18 protein-coding genes are annotated in these 18,843 nt (G+C 45.0%); 12 read left to right on the top strand and 6 right to left on the bottom strand.

Going from position 1 to position 18,843, the window contains the following annotated elements; all coding sequences use genetic code 11:
• The first annotated feature begins 689 nt into the window (after window positions 1-689).
• The 6 genes from H6A32_RS11030 to H6A32_RS11010 all read left to right on the top strand — a co-directional run bounded on the left by H6A32_RS11030 (window position 690) and on the right by H6A32_RS11010 (window position 9,987).
• Complete coding sequence (locus H6A32_RS11030) at window positions 690-2,120, top strand: D-alanyl-D-alanine carboxypeptidase family protein (protein ID WP_138373693.1); 1,431 nt, start codon at window positions 690-692, stop codon at window positions 2,118-2,120.
• 6 nt (window positions 2,121-2,126) lie between these two features.
• Entirely contained in the window at window positions 2,127-2,258 is a 132-nt protein-coding gene (locus tag H6A32_RS16700) for a hypothetical protein (RefSeq protein WP_275950821.1), read from the top strand.
• Window positions 2,259-2,464: 206 nt separating this feature from the next.
• Window positions 2,465-5,620 carry an isoleucine--tRNA ligase gene (gene ileS, locus H6A32_RS11025; protein ID WP_087251896.1) on the top strand — a complete coding sequence of 1,052 codons (3,156 nt, stop codon included), beginning with the start codon at window positions 2,465-2,467 and terminating at the stop codon, window positions 5,618-5,620.
• Window positions 5,621-5,658: 38 nt separating this feature from the next.
• Entirely contained in the window at window positions 5,659-8,121 is a 2,463-nt protein-coding gene (locus H6A32_RS11020) for a glycogen/starch/alpha-glucan phosphorylase (protein ID WP_204864347.1), read from the top strand.
• Between the two features lie 66 nt (window positions 8,122-8,187).
• Window positions 8,188-9,084 carry a SpoIID/LytB domain-containing protein gene (locus tag H6A32_RS11015; RefSeq protein ID WP_204864346.1) on the top strand — a complete coding sequence of 299 codons (897 nt, stop codon included), beginning with the start codon at window positions 8,188-8,190 and terminating at the stop codon, window positions 9,082-9,084.
• A 24-nt stretch (window positions 9,085-9,108) separates the two neighbouring features.
• Window positions 9,109-9,987, top strand: a complete 879-nt coding sequence (locus H6A32_RS11010) for a murein hydrolase activator EnvC family protein (protein ID WP_243424906.1) — start codon at window positions 9,109-9,111, stop codon at window positions 9,985-9,987.
• 186 nt (window positions 9,988-10,173) lie between these two features.
• Here H6A32_RS11010 and H6A32_RS11005 read toward each other — a convergent pair whose 3' ends face one another.
• The gene (locus H6A32_RS11005; RefSeq protein WP_346342278.1) at window positions 10,174-10,479 is read right to left on the bottom strand and encodes a type II toxin-antitoxin system death-on-curing family toxin; all 306 of its coding nucleotides are present in this window, start codon (window positions 10,477-10,479) and stop codon (window positions 10,174-10,176) included.
• The gene (locus H6A32_RS11000) at window positions 10,476-10,718 is read right to left on the bottom strand and encodes a type II toxin-antitoxin system Phd/YefM family antitoxin (RefSeq protein WP_087166540.1); all 243 of its coding nucleotides are present in this window, start codon (window positions 10,716-10,718) and stop codon (window positions 10,476-10,478) included. Before H6A32_RS11000 ends, H6A32_RS11005 begins: the two co-directional genes overlap by 4 nt.
• Before the next feature lie 207 nt (window positions 10,719-10,925).
• Here H6A32_RS11000 and H6A32_RS10995 point away from each other — a divergent pair, with 207 nt between their 5' ends.
• The 3 genes from H6A32_RS10995 (at window position 10,926) to H6A32_RS10985 (ending at window position 13,543) form a co-directional block, all read left to right on the top strand.
• Window positions 10,926-11,705: a class I SAM-dependent methyltransferase gene (locus H6A32_RS10995; RefSeq protein WP_204864345.1), complete on the top strand. Its 780-nt coding sequence runs from the start codon at window positions 10,926-10,928 to the stop codon at window positions 11,703-11,705.
• A 195-nt stretch (window positions 11,706-11,900) separates the two neighbouring features.
• Window positions 11,901-13,250, top strand: coding sequence for an MATE family efflux transporter (locus tag H6A32_RS10990; protein WP_087251892.1), 1,350 nt, complete (start codon window positions 11,901-11,903; stop codon window positions 13,248-13,250).
• Window positions 13,251-13,258: 8 nt separating this feature from the next.
• The gene (locus tag H6A32_RS10985) at window positions 13,259-13,543 is read left to right on the top strand and encodes a GIY-YIG nuclease family protein (RefSeq protein WP_087166543.1); all 285 of its coding nucleotides are present in this window, start codon (window positions 13,259-13,261) and stop codon (window positions 13,541-13,543) included.
• 80 nt (window positions 13,544-13,623) lie between these two features.
• Here the strand turns inward: H6A32_RS10985 and trhA are convergent, their stop codons facing one another.
• Window positions 13,624-14,283, bottom strand: coding sequence for a PAQR family membrane homeostasis protein TrhA (gene trhA / locus H6A32_RS10980; RefSeq protein ID WP_087166544.1), 660 nt, complete (start codon window positions 14,281-14,283; stop codon window positions 13,624-13,626).
• Between the two features lie 249 nt (window positions 14,284-14,532).
• On the opposite strand from trhA, the gene H6A32_RS10975 reads away from it, so the two are divergent.
• Window positions 14,533-15,144: an ECF transporter S component gene (locus H6A32_RS10975; RefSeq protein WP_191437275.1), complete on the top strand. Its 612-nt coding sequence runs from the start codon at window positions 14,533-14,535 to the stop codon at window positions 15,142-15,144.
• A 3-nt stretch (window positions 15,145-15,147) separates the two neighbouring features.
• The gene (locus H6A32_RS10970) at window positions 15,148-15,705 is read left to right on the top strand and encodes an ECF transporter S component (protein WP_204864344.1); all 558 of its coding nucleotides are present in this window, start codon (window positions 15,148-15,150) and stop codon (window positions 15,703-15,705) included.
• A 74-nt stretch (window positions 15,706-15,779) separates the two neighbouring features.
• Here H6A32_RS10970 and rbr read toward each other — a convergent pair whose 3' ends face one another.
• The 3 genes from rbr to H6A32_RS10955 form a co-directional block, all read right to left on the bottom strand.
• Window positions 15,780-16,316, bottom strand: a complete 537-nt coding sequence (gene rbr / locus H6A32_RS10965; RefSeq protein ID WP_087166547.1) for a rubrerythrin — start codon at window positions 16,314-16,316, stop codon at window positions 15,780-15,782.
• A 157-nt stretch (window positions 16,317-16,473) separates the two neighbouring features.
• Window positions 16,474-17,016, bottom strand: coding sequence for an NADH peroxidase (locus tag H6A32_RS10960; protein WP_087166548.1), 543 nt, complete (start codon window positions 17,014-17,016; stop codon window positions 16,474-16,476).
• A 126-nt stretch (window positions 17,017-17,142) separates the two neighbouring features.
• Entirely contained in the window at window positions 17,143-17,550 is a 408-nt protein-coding gene (locus H6A32_RS10955; RefSeq protein WP_118636220.1) for a Fur family transcriptional regulator, read from the bottom strand.
• Between the two features lie 223 nt (window positions 17,551-17,773).
• Here H6A32_RS10955 and H6A32_RS10950 point away from each other — a divergent pair, with 223 nt between their 5' ends.
• On the top strand, window positions 17,774-18,700 hold the full coding sequence (locus H6A32_RS10950; protein ID WP_204864343.1) for a C40 family peptidase: 927 nt from the start codon (window positions 17,774-17,776) through the stop codon (window positions 18,698-18,700).
• Window positions 18,701-18,843: the final 143 nt, after the last annotated feature.

Raw genomic sequence — 18,843 nt, 5'->3', positions numbered from 1 at the left:
CTGCGTAACGCACTCCATCCAGAGTCTATAGGAACATAAATCACTATTTTGTTAGCTGAAATATTGAATTTTCAAGGTACAAAGCCCATTTTAAGTATGGGAAGTCTTAGTAATTAAGTATAGAAAGAAAAAGTAAAAAATATGTGTTTTTTTTTCTTTGGATTTTATGAAAATCGTATCATAGTCTTGTGTCAAGTAAAATTTTAGATACAGGATGTTGATAACTATGTGGAAAGAGTGGATAACTTTGTGGACATGTTCCAAAAACGTTTGGATAAAGCTTGGAGAATCCGTAGAAAAAAATAGTTGGTTTTCGACACGGGAAAGTGGATAAAGGGTAAAAAAGGAGGATAAAAAACCAGATTGAAGAAAAAGTTATCCACATAATAGGGAAAAGAGGGAATAAAAGAAAATAGAGAGGATATAGTATGGAAAAGCCCGATTTTTAAGAGAAACTGAAGGATAGATACTAATAAACCGGGGAAAGAAAAGAGGAAAAAAAGAAAGTTATCCACAACTTTATCCACATAAGGTGGACAGTTTTGCATGTGGAGAAAAACGGTGTGAATATCGTGGAAAAACAGAATCGGGATGTGTAAAAAGAAAAGTGGATGGAAAAGTGGATTTTTTTCACTTTCTTTCCGAAGATATGGTAAACTATAAGGTACGAAGAAAAACAGGGGAGACATATGATGAAAAGAAAAATGAAAAAAATACTGGCAGGACTGCTCTGTATTGCAGCGGTTACAATGCCCGCATCAGGAGTCAGTGCGGCGGATGCAGAGGAGGAGGCGAAGCAGTCCTATGCGCTTCCGGTTCAGAGTAATGAGATTGAAAACTGGCCGGAAGGTCCTGCAGTCTATGGAAAGTCGGCCATTGTGATCGATGCCGATACAAAGGCGGTACTTTATGCAAAGAATATTGATGATGAGCACTATCCGGCGAGTATTACGAAAGTGATGACAGCACTTCTGGCGGCGGAAAATGGAGATCTGGAGACTGGACGGGTGACGATCTCACAGGAAAGCGTGGATTTCCTCGAACCGGGGGACGCTTATATCGGGATGCGGCCGGGAGAGGAGATATCCCTGACGGATGCGCTGTACGGGGTACTCCTTGCATCGGCAAACGAGGTGTCCTACGCGGTTGCGGAAAATATCGGCAATACACTTTCAGGAACCGGAACGGGATATGAAAAGTTTGTGGCGGCCATGAATGACCGGGCCGGGGAGCTTGGTGCCACCCATACGCATTTTGTCAATCCGCACGGCCTGCAGGATGAAAATCATTATACGTCGGCACATGATATGGCACTGATTTCGTCAGAGCTGTTTTCTCATCCTGAGCTCATGGAAATCATGCAGACATATGAGCATACGATTGGACCTACCAATCTGGAGACAGAGTCCCGGACATTCCAGCAGAGGCATGAGATGCTGGTCAACTGGAACGATCATTATTATGAGTACTGTGTCGGAGGAAAAACAGGATATACTGATGAGGCCGGAAATACACTGATTACTCTTGCGGACAACGGAAAAATGCACCTTGTCTGCGTGGAGATGGAGACAAGAGGCCAGCACATTTATGATGATACAAGAAGTATTCTGGATTACGCGTTTGAGAATTTCACCAGGCAGGAGGTAGAAAGCAGTGTTCTGGAGCAGGCACAGGAAGAAGCACATGCAACTGTTACGGAGACAGAACCGGTTTATGTAAGTCTTCCGGCTGACGCTTCCCAGGAAGACCTGAAGTTTGAGACCGGAGAAGAAAATGGAGAGTCCATGCTGTATCTGACGTATGAAGGACAGACTGTCGGCAAAGCAAAAGCGGATGTCGATGAGAAAGCCGTGGCCCGGAAGGAAAAAGAAGAGCAGGGAACAGCATCGGTTCTGGACATCATCAAAAATGTATTCGAGGGAAGACAGTGGATCGTGATCGCAGCGGCAGCGGCTGTAATCATTGTGGCAGTTGTGATTCTGATTCTGGTATTCCGCAGAAGAAGACGGAGATCGTTCCTGAGGACGAGCAGACGGCAGAAGCGTCTGGAGCGTCAGAGACGGAGAAGAATGAAGAGAGCCGCCAGAAGAAGCAGAAGGCGCGGAAGGAAAAGATGGTAAAAATACTTGACGCATACGAAAACTATCAAGTATAATATACGAAGTATGGGACAGACCATACATAAATATATCGAAAAAGCGATGACGAAGAGAGTAAGACAGATGTCAAAAGCCTTCAGCGAGCCGGAGATGGTGTGAGCCCGGTGTAAGTAGACCCTGCCTGAAGATCACTTCCGAGCTGCAGACGCTGAACGGGAATCCTACTAAGCGCTGCCGGTATTCTGCCGTTACCAAGAGCGCATATGAACGTATGCAGTAACAGGTGGTACAGCGAAAGATTATACTCTCGTCCTATTACGGACGGGAGTTTTTTTCTTAGAAAAATTCTAAAAGGAGAGAAGAGCATGTATCAGAAAGTTTCAACCGATTTGAAATTTGTTGACAGAGAAAAAGAAGTAGAAAAATTCTGGGAAGAAAACCATATTTTTGAGAAGAGCATGGAAAACAGAAAAGAAGGCGAGACATACACGTTCTATGACGGACCTCCGACGGCCAACGGAAAACCGCACATCGGACATGTCCTCACCCGTGTTATCAAAGATATGATTCCGAGATATCAGACGATGAAAGGAAAGATGGTTCCGAGAAAAGCAGGATGGGATACCCACGGACTGCCGGTAGAACTTGAAGTGGAGAAACTGCTTGGACTGGATGGAAAAGATCAGATCGAAGAATATGGTCTTGAGCCGTTCATCGGTAAATGTAAAGAGAGTGTATGGAAATATAAAGGTATGTGGGAGGACTTTTCTGCTACAGTTGGTTTCTGGGCGGACATGGAGCATCCGTATGTTACCTATGACAATGATTTTATCGAGTCCGAGTGGTGGGCATTAAAGCAGATCTGGGAGAAAGGACTTCTTTACAAAGGATTTAAGATCGTTCCTTACTGCCCGCGCTGCGGAACACCGCTTTCCGCGCAGGAAGTAGCGCAGGGATACAAGGACGTAAAAGAGCGTTCCGCAATCGTGCGCTTCAAGGTAAAAGATGAAGACGCTTATATTCTTGCATGGACAACAACGCCCTGGACACTGCCGTCCAACGTGGCTCTCTGTGTAAATCCGGACGAGTCCTATGTGAAAGTAAATGCAGCTGACGGACGTGTATATTATATGGCAGAGGCACTTCTTGATCAGGTGCTCGGCGGACTTGCAAAGGAAGAAGGCGAAAAGGCCTATGAAATTGTAGAGCGCTATACAGGAAAAGAGCTGGAAGGCAAAGAATACATTCCACTCTATGAAGGAGCTGCAAAGGCAGCAGAAAAGCAGAATAAGAAAGCATTTTACGTGTTGTGCGACACCTATGTTACACTGACAGACGGAACCGGAGTCGTTCACATTGCACCGGCATTCGGTGAAGACGATGCCAAGGTGGGACGCCGCTATGATATGCCGTTTGTACAGTTTGTAAACGGAAAGGGAGAACTGACAGAGGAGACACCGTTTGCAGGTATCTTCTGTAAAAAAGCAGACCCGATGGTTCTTGAGGATCTGGACAAGAGAGGACTTCTCTTCTCAGCTCCGAAATTTGAGCACAGCTACCCGCACTGCTGGAGATGTGACACTCCGCTGATCTACTACGCAAGAGAATCCTGGTTTATCCGCATGACAGAAGTAAAGGATGACCTGATCCGAAATAATAATACGATCAACTGGATCCCGGAAAGCATCGGTAAAGGCCGTTTCGGCGACTGGCTGGAAAACGTTCAGGACTGGGGTATCAGCCGGAACCGTTACTGGGGAACTCCGCTGAATATCTGGGAATGTGAATGTGGACATCAGCATTCCATTGGAAGTATCGAAGAGCTGAAATCAATGTCCGACAACTGCCCGGACGATATCGAGCTTCACCGTCCATATATCGATGAAGTGACGATCAAATGTCCAAAATGCGGAAAGGAAATGCACCGTGTGCCGGAAGTGATCGACTGCTGGTTTGACAGCGGATCCATGCCGTTTGCGCAGCATCACTATCCGTTTGAGAATAAAGAACTGTTTGAGCAGCAGTTCCCGGCAGATTTTATCTCCGAAGCGGTAGACCAGACAAGAGGATGGTTTTACTCTCTGCTTGCGATTTCCACACTGCTCTTCAACAAGGCGCCGTATAAGAACGTCATTGTTCTTGGACATGTGCAGGATGAAAACGGCCAGAAGATGAGTAAGTCCAAAGGAAACGCGGTTGATCCGTTCGAGGCTCTTGAAACTTACGGAGCCGACGCGATCCGCTGGTACTTCTATGTCAACAGCGCACCGTGGCTTCCAAACCGGTTCCATGGAAAGGCAGTTCAGGAAGGACAGCGTAAATTCATGGGAACACTGTGGAATACGTACGCATTTTTCGTACTGTATGCGAATATTGATGAGTTTGACGCTACAAAATATAAACTGGAATATGAAAAACTGTCCGTCATGGACAAATGGCTTCTTTCCAAACTCAATACGCTTGTAAAGACGGTAGATGACAATCTTGCCAATTACCGGATTCCGGAGACTGCAAGAGCACTGCAGGAATTCGTAGATGATATGAGTAACTGGTATGTCAGAAGATGCCGCGAGCGTTTCTGGGCAAAAGGAATGGAACAGGATAAAATCAATGCGTATATGACACTGTATACAGCGCTTGTGACAGTATCAAAAGCGGCGGCTCCGATGATTCCGTTCATGACAGAAGAGATCTATCAGAATCTCGTAAGAAGTCTTGATCAGAGTGCGCCGGAAAGCATTCATCTGTGCGACTTCCCGGAGGTAAATGAGGCGTACATCGACGCGGAACTGGAGCGCTACATGGACGAAGTTCTGAAGATCGTTGTAATGGGCCGTGCATGCAGAAATGCGGCTAATATCAAGAACCGTCAGCCTATCGGCAAGATGTTTGTCAAAGGTGTGGAGGAACTTCCGGAATATTACAGAGAGATTATTACAGAAGAGCTCAATGTAAAAGAAATGGAGCAGACAGAGGATGTCCGGGCATTTACAACCTACACATTCAAACCACAGTTAAAGACAGTCGGACCAAAATACGGAAAGCTGCTTGGCGGTATTAAGAAAGAGCTCGAGACTCTGGACGGCAATCAGGCAATGGATGATCTTGAGAGCAATTCCGAACTGAAATTCACAGTTGATGGAAATGAAGTAGTTCTTACAAAAGAGGATCTGCTCATTGACATGACACAGACAGAAGGATATGTATCTGAAAGCGATTATGGAATTACAGTTGTTCTGGATACCAATCTGACACCGGAACTTCTGGAAGAAGGATTTGTGCGTGAAATCATCAGTAAGATCCAGACGATGAGAAAAGAAGCCGGTTTCGAAGTGACAGACAAGATCCATATAACATATACTGGAAGTGAGAAAGCAGAAACTGTTTTCGCAGAGAACCGACAGGAAATTTCAGAAGATGTTCTTGCTGTATCCATGGAAAAAACAGAGCCGGCAGGCTATGTAAAAGAGTGGAAAATTAACGGCGAGGCTGTTACGATTGGAGTGGCAAAAGAAAACTAATCATCAGACATTCAAAATGTTCAGGAAGGAAAAGGAAGATGTACAGTAAAAGATTTGAGAAAGAAGCTTTTAAAGAGGAAGTAAAGAATAATATTAAAAACCTTTATAGAAAAACAATCGAAGAAGCAACCGGACGGCAGATCTTTCAGGCAGTTTCCCTTGCCGTAAAAGAGACGATCATTGATTACTGGCTTGCGACGCAGGCAGAAATGGAAAAAGAAGATCCAAAGACAGTATATTACATGTCCATGGAGTTCCTGATGGGAAGGGCTCTGGGCAACAACCTGATCAATATGACTGCTTATAAAGAAGTCAAAGAAGCGCTGGATGAGATGGGAATCGATCTGAATGCGGTAGAGGATGAGGAACCGGATCCGGCTCTTGGAAATGGTGGTCTCGGAAGACTTGCGGCCTGCTTTCTTGATTCTCTTGCGACACTGGGGTATCCGGCCTACGGCTGCGGAATCCGTTACCGTTACGGCATGTTCAAGCAGAAAATCGAGAACGGATATCAGGTGGAAGTACCGGACAACTGGCTCAAGGACGGCAACCCGTTTGAGATTCGCCGTGATGAGTACGCAAAAGAAGTCCGTTTCGGAGGAGATGTACGAATCGAATACGACCCTGTGACGAAACGGAACAATTTCATTCAGGAAAACTACAGCTCTGTTCTTGCTGTACCGTATGATATGCCGATTATCGGATACGGAAATCATGTAGTCAATACACTGAGAATCTGGGATGCGGAAGCAATTACGGACTTCCATCTGGACGCGTTTAACCGCGGTGATTACAGACATGCGGTGGAACAGGAAAATCTGGCAAAGATGATTGTAGATGTGCTTTATCCTTGTGATGACCACTATGCAGGAAAAGAATTACGTCTGAAACAGCAGTATTTCTTCATCTCTGCCAGCCTTCAGGCGCTGCTGGTACGGTATAAGAAGAAGCATGATGATGTCCGTAAACTTCATGAGAAAGTAACCATTCAGATGAATGATACCCATCCGACACTGGCAGTTGCAGAACTGATGCATCTCCTGATTGACCAGGAAGGACTGGAGTGGGATGAAGCATGGGATGTGACGACAAAGACAGTTGCCTATACGAATCATACAATTATGGCGGAGGCCCTGGAAAAATGGCCGGTTGATCTGTTCTCCAGACTCCTTCCGCGTATTTATCAGATTATTCAGGAAATCGACCGCAGATTTATTGAACAGGTCCGCTTCAGATATCCGGGGGATGAAGGAAGAGTTGCCAGAATGGCTATCATCCGCGACGGTCAGGTGAAAATGGCACATCTTGCCATTGTAGCGGGATATTCTGTAAACGGTGTGGCAAGACTTCACACAGAGATTCTCAAACATGAGGAGCTGAAAGATTTCTACGACATGATGCCGGAGAAATTCAATAATAAAACAAACGGAATTACCCAGAGAAGATTCCTCATGCATGGAAATCCGCTCCTTGCAGACTGGGTGACAAAGCGCATCGGAGATGGGTGGATTACCGACTTGTCTCAGATGAGCAGGCTGAAAAAATATGTGGATGATCCAAAAGCGCTTGCGGAATTCCGTGAGATTAAATACCAGAACAAGCTGCGCCTGGCAGAATATATTAAGAAATATAATGGAATTGAAGTGGATCCGAGATCGATTTTTGATGTGCAGGTAAAACGTCTCCATGAATACAAACGTCAGTTTTTGAATATTCTTCATGTGATGTACCTGTACAATCAGATCAAAGATCACCCGGAGATGTACTTCTATCCGAGAACTTTTATCTTTGGTGCGAAGGCGGCAGCAGGATATGTCCGTGCCAAGGAGACAATCAAGCTGATCAATTCTGTTGCGGATGTCATCAACAATGACAAGAGCATCAACGGAAAGATCAAAGTGGTATTTATCGAAGATTATCGTGTATCCAATGCAGAGATCATCTTTGCGGCAGCAGATGTCAGCGAACAGATTTCCACAGCATCCAAAGAGGCATCCGGTACCGGAAACATGAAATTTATGCTTAATGGTGCTCCGACTCTTGGAACCATGGATGGTGCCAATGTAGAGATCGTGGAAGAAGTTGGAATTGAAAATGCATTTATCTTCGGACTTTCATCCGATGAGGTTATCAACTTTGAGAACAACGGCGGATACAATCCGGCAGATATTTACTTTAATGACTGGGACATCAAACGGGTCGTTGATCAGCTGATCGACGGAACGTACTCCAATGGAGACAGGGAGATGTACAGAGATCTCTACGATTCACTTGTCAACACACACGGTCAGGAACGTGCGGACAGATACTTCATTCTGAAAGACTTCCGTTCTTATGCAGACGCACAGAAACGTGTGGAAGAAGCATATAAAGACAGAGAAGGATGGGCTAAGAAAGCGCTCATGAATGTTGCATGCTGCGGCAAATTCTCTTCTGACAGAACGATTCAGGAATACGTAGATGACATCTGGCATCTGGACCACATTAAGGTTGATGCATAATTCGCCTGCAAAAAGGACAGGAATAAGAATAAAAATCCTCTCATACGTTGTATGGGAGGGTTTTTTATGCTTCGGAAATGGAAAAAATATGGCTGTATTTTGTTTCTTCTGATTGCGCTGCCATATGTAATCACGATTTTTATCAACGGGCCGATGCGCCTGGCGCCTCCACGGCAGGAGGAAACAGAAGTAATGGTGCAAAGCGGGGAAGATGACAGGCTTTTGACCATGTCTCTGGACGCGTATGGAATGGGCATGCTGGCAAAAGAGATCTCGATGGAGATGGATATAGAGACGATCAAAGCGCAGGCGGCCATTGTGCGGACCGGGATCTACAAAAAGATGACAGAGCAAAAAGAAGGAGAAGAACTTGTTTTTACCGATCATTTTTATACAGTGGACGAAATGGAAAAAGAGTGGAAGAGCCATATGCAGGAATATTATGAGAAGCTTTCAAAAGCGTGGAAAGAGACGAAAGAAAGAATTCTTGTCTATGAGGATCATCCGGCATATACACCGTACTGCCGTCTGACAAATGGAAAGACAAGAGATGCGAAAGAAGCACTCGGAACGGATCAGTATCCGTACCTGAAAAGTGTAGACTGTGCGGAAGACAAGGATGCGGAGGATGCGTTTCAGTCAAAAGAAATCGATGGAACCGGGTATGAAATCACAAAGCAGGACAGCGCCGGATATGTGCTGGAGATCAGGCAGGGAGAAGAGACAATGGATGGAGATACGTTCCGGGACCGGTGGGAGCTTGCTTCGTCCTGCTATACATTGAAAGAAGAAAATAAAAAAACGATCGTCATCACTCAGGGTATCGGCCATGGACTTGGAATGAGCCAGAATATGGCCGAATCCATGGCGAAAGAGGGAAAAGACTACAAAGAGATTCTGAATTATTTTTTTGAAGGAACTGTCTTAAAAGAAGTTGCGGAAATTTTGAAAGACACAGAATAAGCTTCCTGGTTTCTGGCAAAGATAATGCCAGAGGTGATGAAGATGAACAACAATAAGCGCGCTCCTAAAAAACGTCGGGGAGCAAAAATCGGGCTGGCAGTCTGCATGGCGGCAGCAGTAGTTCTGACGGGTGTCTATACATTTCAGCAATACAAAAGCAATGTTAAAAATGAGATGGCAAAGATTGAGGAGGAAAGCCGTCAGGAGCTGGAAGAATACCAGAGCGCAGATGCGGGGGATGTAATCAATGATTCTACAGACGATGTGACAGAAGAAGGAGTCTCTGATTTTTCCGGCAGCGGTATTTCTGAAGAGGCAGAGGATCCTGCATCCTCCGGCACAGATGCGGCAGATAACGGTACAGCTTCCGGCGGGACGACATCCCAGAGCGGAACTTCCGGCACGGACAGTACCGCAAACGCAGTAGATTCAGACAGCAGTACGATTGATTCCGCGGAAACGGCAGGGGTCGGCAGCGAGATCAATTTCAGCGAGGGCGACAAGCTGATCTGGCCGGTCAGCGGCGCGGTTCTGATGAATTACAGCATGGACAAGACCGTGTACTTTGCAACACTGGAGGAATATAAATACAATCCGGCTCTGATTATCGGAGGAGCTGTCAACGATCAGGTCATTTCCGCAGGAAAAGGAATTGTCAAATCCATCGACAAAACGCCGCAGGAAGGAACGACCGTTACAGTAGACATGGGAAACGGATATGAGGCCATCTACGGACAGCTGCAGAATGTACAGGTCAAGACCGGGGACAGCGTAGAAGCAAAAACCGTGCTCGGCTATCTGGCGGAACCTACCAGATACTACAGCGTAGAAGGGTGCAATCTGTACTTTGAATTCCGCAAAGACGGACAGCCGATTGATCCGTTACAATATTTAAGCGAATAACATCCAGGGGCGGCTCTGACGGAGAGAGTGCCCCTGGATTTTTCAGTGTTGTACCCCCCCCCTGTTTTATAATCTTTTACGGACTTCTATCTTTTCTGCCACAGGGGTGTGACTTTTAAATCTGATGTGAAAGAATCCAGTGAAGCAATTCCTGTGCTTCTATCTCTCCAGCAGCAAGCCGGAGGATCACATCGGAAAGCCTGTCTGAGAATGCTGTAATTCTACGCCATTGAGCGCCAAAAACACTAGCATGGCGTGTGCGCCGATTCGCTTGTTTCCATCCACAAAAGGATGATTTTTAACAAGGCCAAAGCAAAGTCTGGCTGCCTTTTGCTGGAGAGAAGGATACACATCCTCTTCTCCGAAGGTCTGGAACGGAGCATTCAACGCAGAGTCCAGCAACCCTTCATCCAGCAGCCCGGACGAACCGCCGGTTTCGGTAATCAGCTGGTCATGGATAAGAAGTATTTGTGATTTGGATAGCCGTATCATTTGGCAAGCACCTCATAAGCCTGACGATTCTTTTCAATCAAGCGCCGGGAAATGGACATGACATCCTCATCAGCAGCAAGCTGCTCCTGTTCAGCTGACGAAAACTCCATAACCAGATAACGGGGAACATTGTTTTTCAGGATGACTACTGCGCCGCTCTCATCTACAAGGCGGGCTACTTTAGAGAAATTCTGGTTTGCCTCTGTAATGGAGACCAGATTGTTTGTATTGATATTCATAGGGAAACCTCCTTTGCTTTCGTTACTTTTATTATATCCAAAAATAGGAGAAATTCAACCTATTCCCTGTGAATTTTTGTAGCTAAGGGGAGGTCAGAATCTCTATAATCTTCTCCCGTGGGAACTCTGAAAACGTATGTGACTAAGAGAGATAAATATGCTAAAATCAACTTATAATGCCAGGGGAAAGGAGTCGGAGAGACGGCAATGAGTAATTGGAATGATGCAGAAGTCGTAAAGCAGCAATATGCAACTGAAACAAATTTGAATATAAGAATCGCTATTCACGAAAAATATTCAACGAATAAAATGGGGTTTGGAAACTGGATCTTTTCTAATTATGAAATTTCTGATGGGATGAAAGTGTTAGAATTGGGATGCGGAACAGGAGATATGTGGAAAGACAAAGAAGCAATGATTGCTTCCTGCTCAAAATTGGTACTTTCTGATTTTTCTGCTGGTATGGTTAAGGTTTCAAAAGAAACTGTCGGTATCCATGATAATGTTGAATATCAGGTGATCGATATTCAGGATATACCGTTTGGGGACGAAACATTTGACATCGTAATTGCGAATATGATGCTGTATCATGTGCCGGATTTAGATAGAGCGATATCAGAGGTAAGGCGTGTGTTAAAAAAGGGTGGAAAATTTTACTGCGCTACCTATGGAGAACATGGGATTACGGAGTATCTTACGAAGTTGTTTTCTAAATATGGTATTGAAGACAGCATAAATAAAAATTTCACACTTCAAAATGGAGACGAAATACTGGGAAAATTTTTCTCAAAGGTTGAAAAGTTAGAATATGTGGATTCGCTGCGGGTGACGGAAGTGGACGATATGGTTGAATATATTTATTCTTTGTCCTGTATGATGCCGCTGCGGAATGTGCCTAAGCAGGATATTAAGAATATTTTACTTCAACATACTTCCGACGGCATACTAAATGTGCCGAAAGAATACGGGATGTTTCGGGCAGAGTAGAAATGATTGCAAACGACAGAATCTGCTGATCACTTGTCACATTTCGCAGGAGAAAATATATTTGACAGTCCCGCCGTGGTATGATAACATAAACAGGTCAAAATTGAAAAGCAAAGCAAAGATCATATGGTTTTCCTGTTTCAGAATTAAACAGGCATATGGTCTTTTTTATTCTGTGGAAGAAGGAGAGAGAAAATGGAAAAGACGAATGAGTTTATGAAGACCGGAAAGGTATTTCCGCTTCTGATGTCCATGTCGGTCCCTATGATGCTTTCCATGCTGATTCAGTCGCTGTATAATATTGTCGACAGTATTTATGTATCAAGGCTTGGAACGGACGCTTTGACGGCGGTTTCTCTTGCGTATCCGCTGCAGAACGTGGTGACATCGGTAGCGGTTGGAATCGGAGTCGGAATCAGTTCGGCCATTGCGATCCATCTTGGGGCCGGAAGGCAGGAGAAAGCGAATAGGGCTGCGACTATTGGAATTGCGCTGACGGTGATTCACTGTATTTTATTTGTGATTCTTGGACTGCTTGTCACAAAACCGTTTCTTGCGATGTTCACAAAAAATAAAGTGATTGTGGATCTGGCGTGCGATTATACTTATATTGTACTATGTCTGTCCTTTGGGTGCCTTTTGCAGATTGCCTTTGAGAAGATTTTTCAGGGAATCGGTGAGATGAAGATTACGATGATTCTTCTTGCGACCGGGGCGGTCATCAATATCATTCTGGATCCGATTATGATTTTCGGACTTCTCGGCTGTCCGGCCATGGGAGTAAAAGGCGCGGCATACGCTACGGTTATCGGCCAGATTACGGCGTTTCTGCTCTATATTGTCGTATATAAGAGACGGCGGTTTGCCGTTCAGATCCATCCGAAGTATCTGAAGCTGGATAAGGCAATGATCCGGCAGATTTACAGTGTAGGAATTCCATCCAGTATTATGCTGACGCTGCCATCGGTTCTGGTCAGTGTGCTTAACCGGATTCTGGGAGGATTTTCGGATGTGTATGTGGCGGTTCTGGGAGTTTACTATAAGCTTCAGACTTTCATTTATATGCCGGCGAATGGAATTGTGCAGGGAATGAGGCCGCTGATCGGCTATAATTATGGAGCGGGAGAAAAAGAGCGGGTGAGAAGCATTATCCGGTACAGCCTGTTATCCGCAGGATGTATTATGCTGATCGGTACGGTGCTGTCGCTTACTGTTCCGGGACAGATTTTCGCGCTGTTTGATGCGGAAGAGTCTCTTCTGCAGGCGGGAATTACGGCGCTTCGGATTATCTGCCTTGGATTTCTGGTTTCCACTATCGGTGTGATTTATTCCGGAGTTTTTGAGTCGATAGGAGAGGGAAAGCATTCTCTTGTAATTTCACTCTTGCGGCAGTTTGTCATCACGATTCCGTGTGCATTTTTGCTGTCCCGCGTTTTCGGACCTGCAGGGGTGTGGATATCTTTTCCGGCCGGAGAAGTCATCGCTGCAGTGGCGGCGGTTATTCTTTTGAAGCGGTTTAAAGAGGGAGCATATTCACCTTTTTAGGAGGAAACATGGAGGAGAAGAAAGAAACGATCCAGAAAAATTATACTTATATTCTGAAGTGCAGTGACGGGACACTTTATACCGGATGGACCAATGATCTGACAAAGCGCCTGAAGGCCCACAACGACGGCAGAGGCGCCAGATATACGAAGACGAGACGTCCGGTTGCGCTTGCCTACTATGAGAGCTTCTGTTCAAAAGAAGAGGCGATGAGGCGGGAATATGAGATCAAACATCTAACACGGAAAGAAAAGGAAAAGCTGATTGAAAATCAAAAAGAAAACCCGGCCTGATGTCAGATCAGAGCCGGGTGAGAAGACTGTGCGTCATGCATGGTCTTTTATTTTGTAATCAGGTTATTACAGTAAGGTTCTTACAGTACGAAAGCGTACATCACGATAAAGTGGCACATGCTTCCGCCCATCACGAAGAGATGGAAAATCTCATGGGAACCGAAATTTTTGTGGCGATTGTTGAAAATCGGAAGCTTCAGCGCATAGATGACACCGCCGATTGTATAAATGATACCGCCTGCAAGAAGCCATCCGAATGCTGCCGGGGAAAGGGCATTTAAAATCTGGGTGAAAGCAAGGACACAGGTCCAGCCCATTCCAATATAGAGAACGGAAGAAACCCATTTCGGACAGAATACCCAGAAGGCTTTCAGGATAATTCCGACAATGGCGATGCCCCACACGAGAGCAAGAAGGATGGTTCCTGTCCGCCCTTTTAACGTAATCAGGCAGATCGGGGTGTAACTCCCGGCAATCAGGACGAATATCATCATGTGGTCAATTTTTTTGAGAATCGTATTTGCCCTCTCAGAGAGATCAAACGTATGGTAGGTGGTGCTCGCCGCATACAATAAGATCAGGCTGAGTGCGTAAATACTCAGGGAAATCAGATAAATATGATCCGGCTCCCTTGCGGCCTTGATCAACAGCGGAACTGCAGCAAAAATAGCCATCAGCATTCCGATAAAATGTGTAATGGCGCTTCCTGGATCTTTTAAATGTCTGCTATGTCTATTCATAAAACTACCTCCTGTCTGAACATGCTGGCAAAACAACATGTAGTTTTCGATACTACGTAATCTATATGCTAATATTATATCCGATATTCCAAAAAATCAATAGTAAAATTGCGAAAGAAAAATAAAGATTTGAACAGAAAATATTTAAAATCCACAACTGGACTGGTTAAAAATAATAAAACTGGATGTTTTAAAGAATCCAGTTTGGTGATAATATGAGGCAAGAAACAGAGGAAAGAGGGCAGAATTATGAATCAGAGACATCAGACAACAACTAAACTTGCGCAGACCGCGATTTTCGCGGCATTGTGTTATGTAGCATTTGCGTTTTTGCAGATAAAAATTCCGGTTCCGGGCGGCGATGCGACGTCGATCCATGCAGGAAATGCATTTTGCGCGCTGGCGGCGCTGATCCTTGGGGGCGGTTACGGAGGGCTGGCCGGAGCAGTCGGCATGACAATCGGAGACCTCCTGGATCCGATTTATATTGTAGGAGCACCGAAGACATTCGTGCTGAAATTCATGATTGGTCTGATTGTCGGGCTTGTTGCGCACAGAATCGCAAAGATCAATGAAAGCACTGATAAAAAGTATGTGATGAAATGGAGTGTTCTGGCATGCGTGGCGGGACTTGGATTTAATGTAATCGCAGATCCTGTTGTGGGATATTTTTATAAGCAGTACATTCTCGGACAGCCGCAGCAGATGGCGGAGACACTGGCCAAGATCAGCGGGGCGGCGACACTGATCAATGCGGTCGTATCGATCGTGCTTGCCGGACTGCTTTACAATGCGGTCCGCCCGGTTCTCTTAAAGAGCGGGTTGATTACGAAAGAGATAAGAAGGACAAAGGCGGTATAAGAAATGAACGACCGGAAAATCAAGACGATAGTAAGTATGGCCTTTTTTACGGCGATTACATTCCTTGGGATTCAGGCGTTCCGGATTCCGGTTCCGGCTGTGGTCGGGACGCCGTTTATCCACTTCGGACACGTATTTGTGGTGCTGGGAATGCTTCTTCAGGGCGGCAGGAAAGGGGCTGTCACCGGAACAGCAGGGCTTGTCATTTTTGACCTCCTCAATGGATATGTACAGTCTATCCCGCAGGTATTTGTGGAGACGATTGTGAAATGTATTCTGGTGGGAGCACTGTTTGCATGGTTCCGGAAAAAAGCAGACGGCGATCAGAAAAAAGAGTACCGGGGCGCCGTGATCTGCAGTATTGTCTACGCAGTTTTAAATATTTTCATTGAGTGGGGAATGGGAATCCTTGGACTGGTTCTCACAGGAAGCGGTATCGGCGCGGCAGTGGCAGCATCCACCGCTTCGATTCCGGCAACTGTATTCAATGCAGTCTTTATGGCTGTGGCGGTCAGCATCCTGTATCTGCCGGTGAAACGGATTTATCAGAGAGTGATGTAAAAAAGAAGAGGGACGCTGCTCTACAGATGTATGGTCTGTGGAGCAGCGTCCTTCCTTTTTCCGATCAGTAAATTTTAGTAGTTTTCTACTTTTCTTTCAAAATAAGCCTTCGGATGAGCACATACCGGGCAGACTTCCGGAGCCTCTTCGCCTTCGTAGATATATCCGCAGTTGTTGCATTTCCATCCAAGAGGAGCGTCTCCTTTGAAAGTATTTCCTGCTTCGAATGTAGCAAGAATCTTATTGTAACGTTTCTCGTGAGCGGCCTCTACCTGTGCAACAAGTTCGAATTTTGCAGCAAGCTCATCGAATCCTTCTGCTCTTGCTTCTTCAGCCATGGTTTTGTACATTTCTGTCCACTCATAGTTTTCGCCGGCAGCAGCGTCTTTTAAGTTTTCTGCTACATCACCGATGCCGTGGAACTCTTTGAACCACATTTTTGCGTGTTCTTTTTCCTGATTTGCTGTCTCCTCAAAGATATTTGCAATCTGAACGTATCCGGCTTTTCTTGCCTGAGAAGAATAAAATGTGTATTTGTTTCTTGCCTGAGACTCACCGGAAAATGCAGCCATCAGGTTCTGTTCTGTTTTGGTTCCTTCGTATTTTGACATCTTTTTTTCCTCCTTTTAATGACAAATTACTTGTTATCCCTACTATAGCACAGTTAATCTGAAAGAACAATCTTTCCGCTGTGAAGCGGGGAAGGCTTTGAAAAAAGGAGACGATTCATAAGAACCGTCTCCTAAATTCCTGAATATTGGGTGTATCTTAGCTGAAGTATCTCTTGAGAAGTCCTTCGAATGCTTTTCCGTGACGAGCTTCGTCTCTTGCCATCTCATGAACTGTGTCATGGATTGCATCAAGGTTAGCAGCTTTTGCACGTTTAGCAAGGTCAAATTTACCAGCTGTAGCGCCGTTTTCAGCTTCTACTCTCATCTCAAGGTTTTTCTTTGTGCTGTCTGTAACGACTTCACCTAATAATTCTGCGAATTTAGCAGCGTGTTCTGCTTCTTCCCATGCTGCTTTCTCCCAGTATAATCCGATCTCCGGATATCCTTCTCTATGAGCAACTCTTGCCATTGCAAGGTACATACCTACTTCGGAGCATTCTCCCTCGAAGTTTGCTCTTAAATCAGCGATGATGTCTTCGCTGACACCCTGAGCAACACCTACTACGTGCTCAGCAGCCCATGTTCTTTCTCCTGCCATTTCCTGGAATTTATCTGCAGGAACATGGCACTGAGGACATTCTGCCGGCGGATTTTCTCCTTCATAAACATAACCACATACTGTACATACCCATTTTTTCATAACACATATCTCCTTTTCGTTTTTTTTGTTTCCTTAGTTAAAAATCAGTAATAATTACTGATATCAATATAGCACTTTTCCGTGTGCTTGTCAATTCCTATTTTGGAATTCATGAATTATTTACAATTATATGGCAGCAGCTTCTGAATGCTTTTGAAGACACCGGCTGCATTTCCCATAAAATGTAATGGTGTGTGATTCCACGATGCCGTCAAATGCTTCGTTGGCAAGCTGGTTAATCTGTTTCATGCATGCCATGTTCATATCTTCCATACAACCGCATTCAGTACAGAAAAAGTGATAGTGAGGAACAGTGCGTCCGTCAAACCGGTCTGCTCCGTCCGGAGTCGATATCTTGATGATCTCTCCCATGTCAGAAAGAAGATTCAGATTCCGGTATACCGTTCCAAGACTGATATTAGGAAACTGTTCTTTGACATGGAGGTAAACCATATCCGCAGTCGGGTGCGCATTTGTATGCATCAGGTAGTCCTTAATCGATTCTCGCTGCCTGCTGTATTTCAATGCTGTCAACAAAAACCCTCCCTTCGATTAATAATGATAATAATTATTATATTTATAATAAAAAATTTCACGGATTTTGTCAAGAAAAAATATAACTGAAAGTGAATATAGAAAGGAAAGTGCCTTGACAAAAAAACGAAATATGTTAGAATACAAAACGTAACATTTGTAACAAAAATGTAATAAATACGAAAGAAAATATACATAACTATCATAAAAGGAGGATTATGCCATGCATAGTTATTTCAAAAAGGGACTGATACTGGCTGCCTTTGTCGGTATTTTCGTAGCAGGCTCCGGGATCCATGCAAAGGCCGCTGAACTTCCGGTTCAGACAGGAAATCCGGCAGTCAATGCAGATGGACTGCTCAGACAGGTACAAAAGACAGAGGATCAGGCATCTTCTATTATAATAGAAGAAACAGAAAAAAACGGAGAATTTGTTGTAAGGGAACAGAACGGGAAATACGAAGATACAGGCTTTGTTAATATTTCTTCTGATTATATTTATGTCAGAAGCGCCACATCTGATGACAGTGACTGGACCGGAAAGCTTTATCCGGGAAATGCAGTAACATTGAAGGGACCGGTTGGAGAGTGGACGGCAGTTCAGTCCGGAAATATTACCGGGTTTATCCGGTCGGAATATCTGATGGATGCAGGACAGGCGCAGCAGAAAGTGCGTCAGATGGAAGCGGAGGCGCTGAAGAACGGAACAGAGGTTACATTTTCCTACGGAGAGACAAAAGAAGAGGAGGCGGCAAGGCTTCAGGCAGAAGCAGAGCAGAGGGCAAGAGAAGAAGCCGAAAGAAAACAGGCGCAGAGGCAGGCTGTTGTGGATTATGCCTGCCAGTTTATCGGGAATCCCTATGTGTGGGGAGGGACAAGCCTGACAAACGGAGCGGACTGTTCCGGTTTTGTCCAGTCAGTCTATGCCCATTTTGGCGTTTCCCTTCCGAGGACATCCTCGGCTCAGAGAAGCGCAGGATACGAGGTCTCCTATTCTGAGGCACAGCCGGGAGATATCATCTGTTATAATGGTCACGTCGGAATCTATGTGGGAGACGGTCAGATTGTCAACGCACAGGATCCTGCACATGGGATTGGAATTTCATCCGCAACATACACGAGTATTTTGACAGTGCGCCGGATTTTCTAAGCAGGCGCGGAGAGAAAAAATCGCGAATCAGCAAAATGCACAAATTTGTAATAAATTGTAAAAAAATGGAAAATAAGGCCAAAATCGTTTTCCACACTTAAATTATGAAAAAAGGGTAAAATAGCGTTGTTTTCAAAAGTTAT

Source organism: Drancourtella massiliensis (assembly GCF_016900655.1).
In the GTDB taxonomy this organism is placed as follows: Bacteria; Bacillota; Clostridia; order Lachnospirales; family Lachnospiraceae; genus Sellimonas; species Sellimonas catena.
Note: the sequence above shows the minus strand (reverse complement) of the source record. Positions and strands in the feature narration are given on the sequence as shown.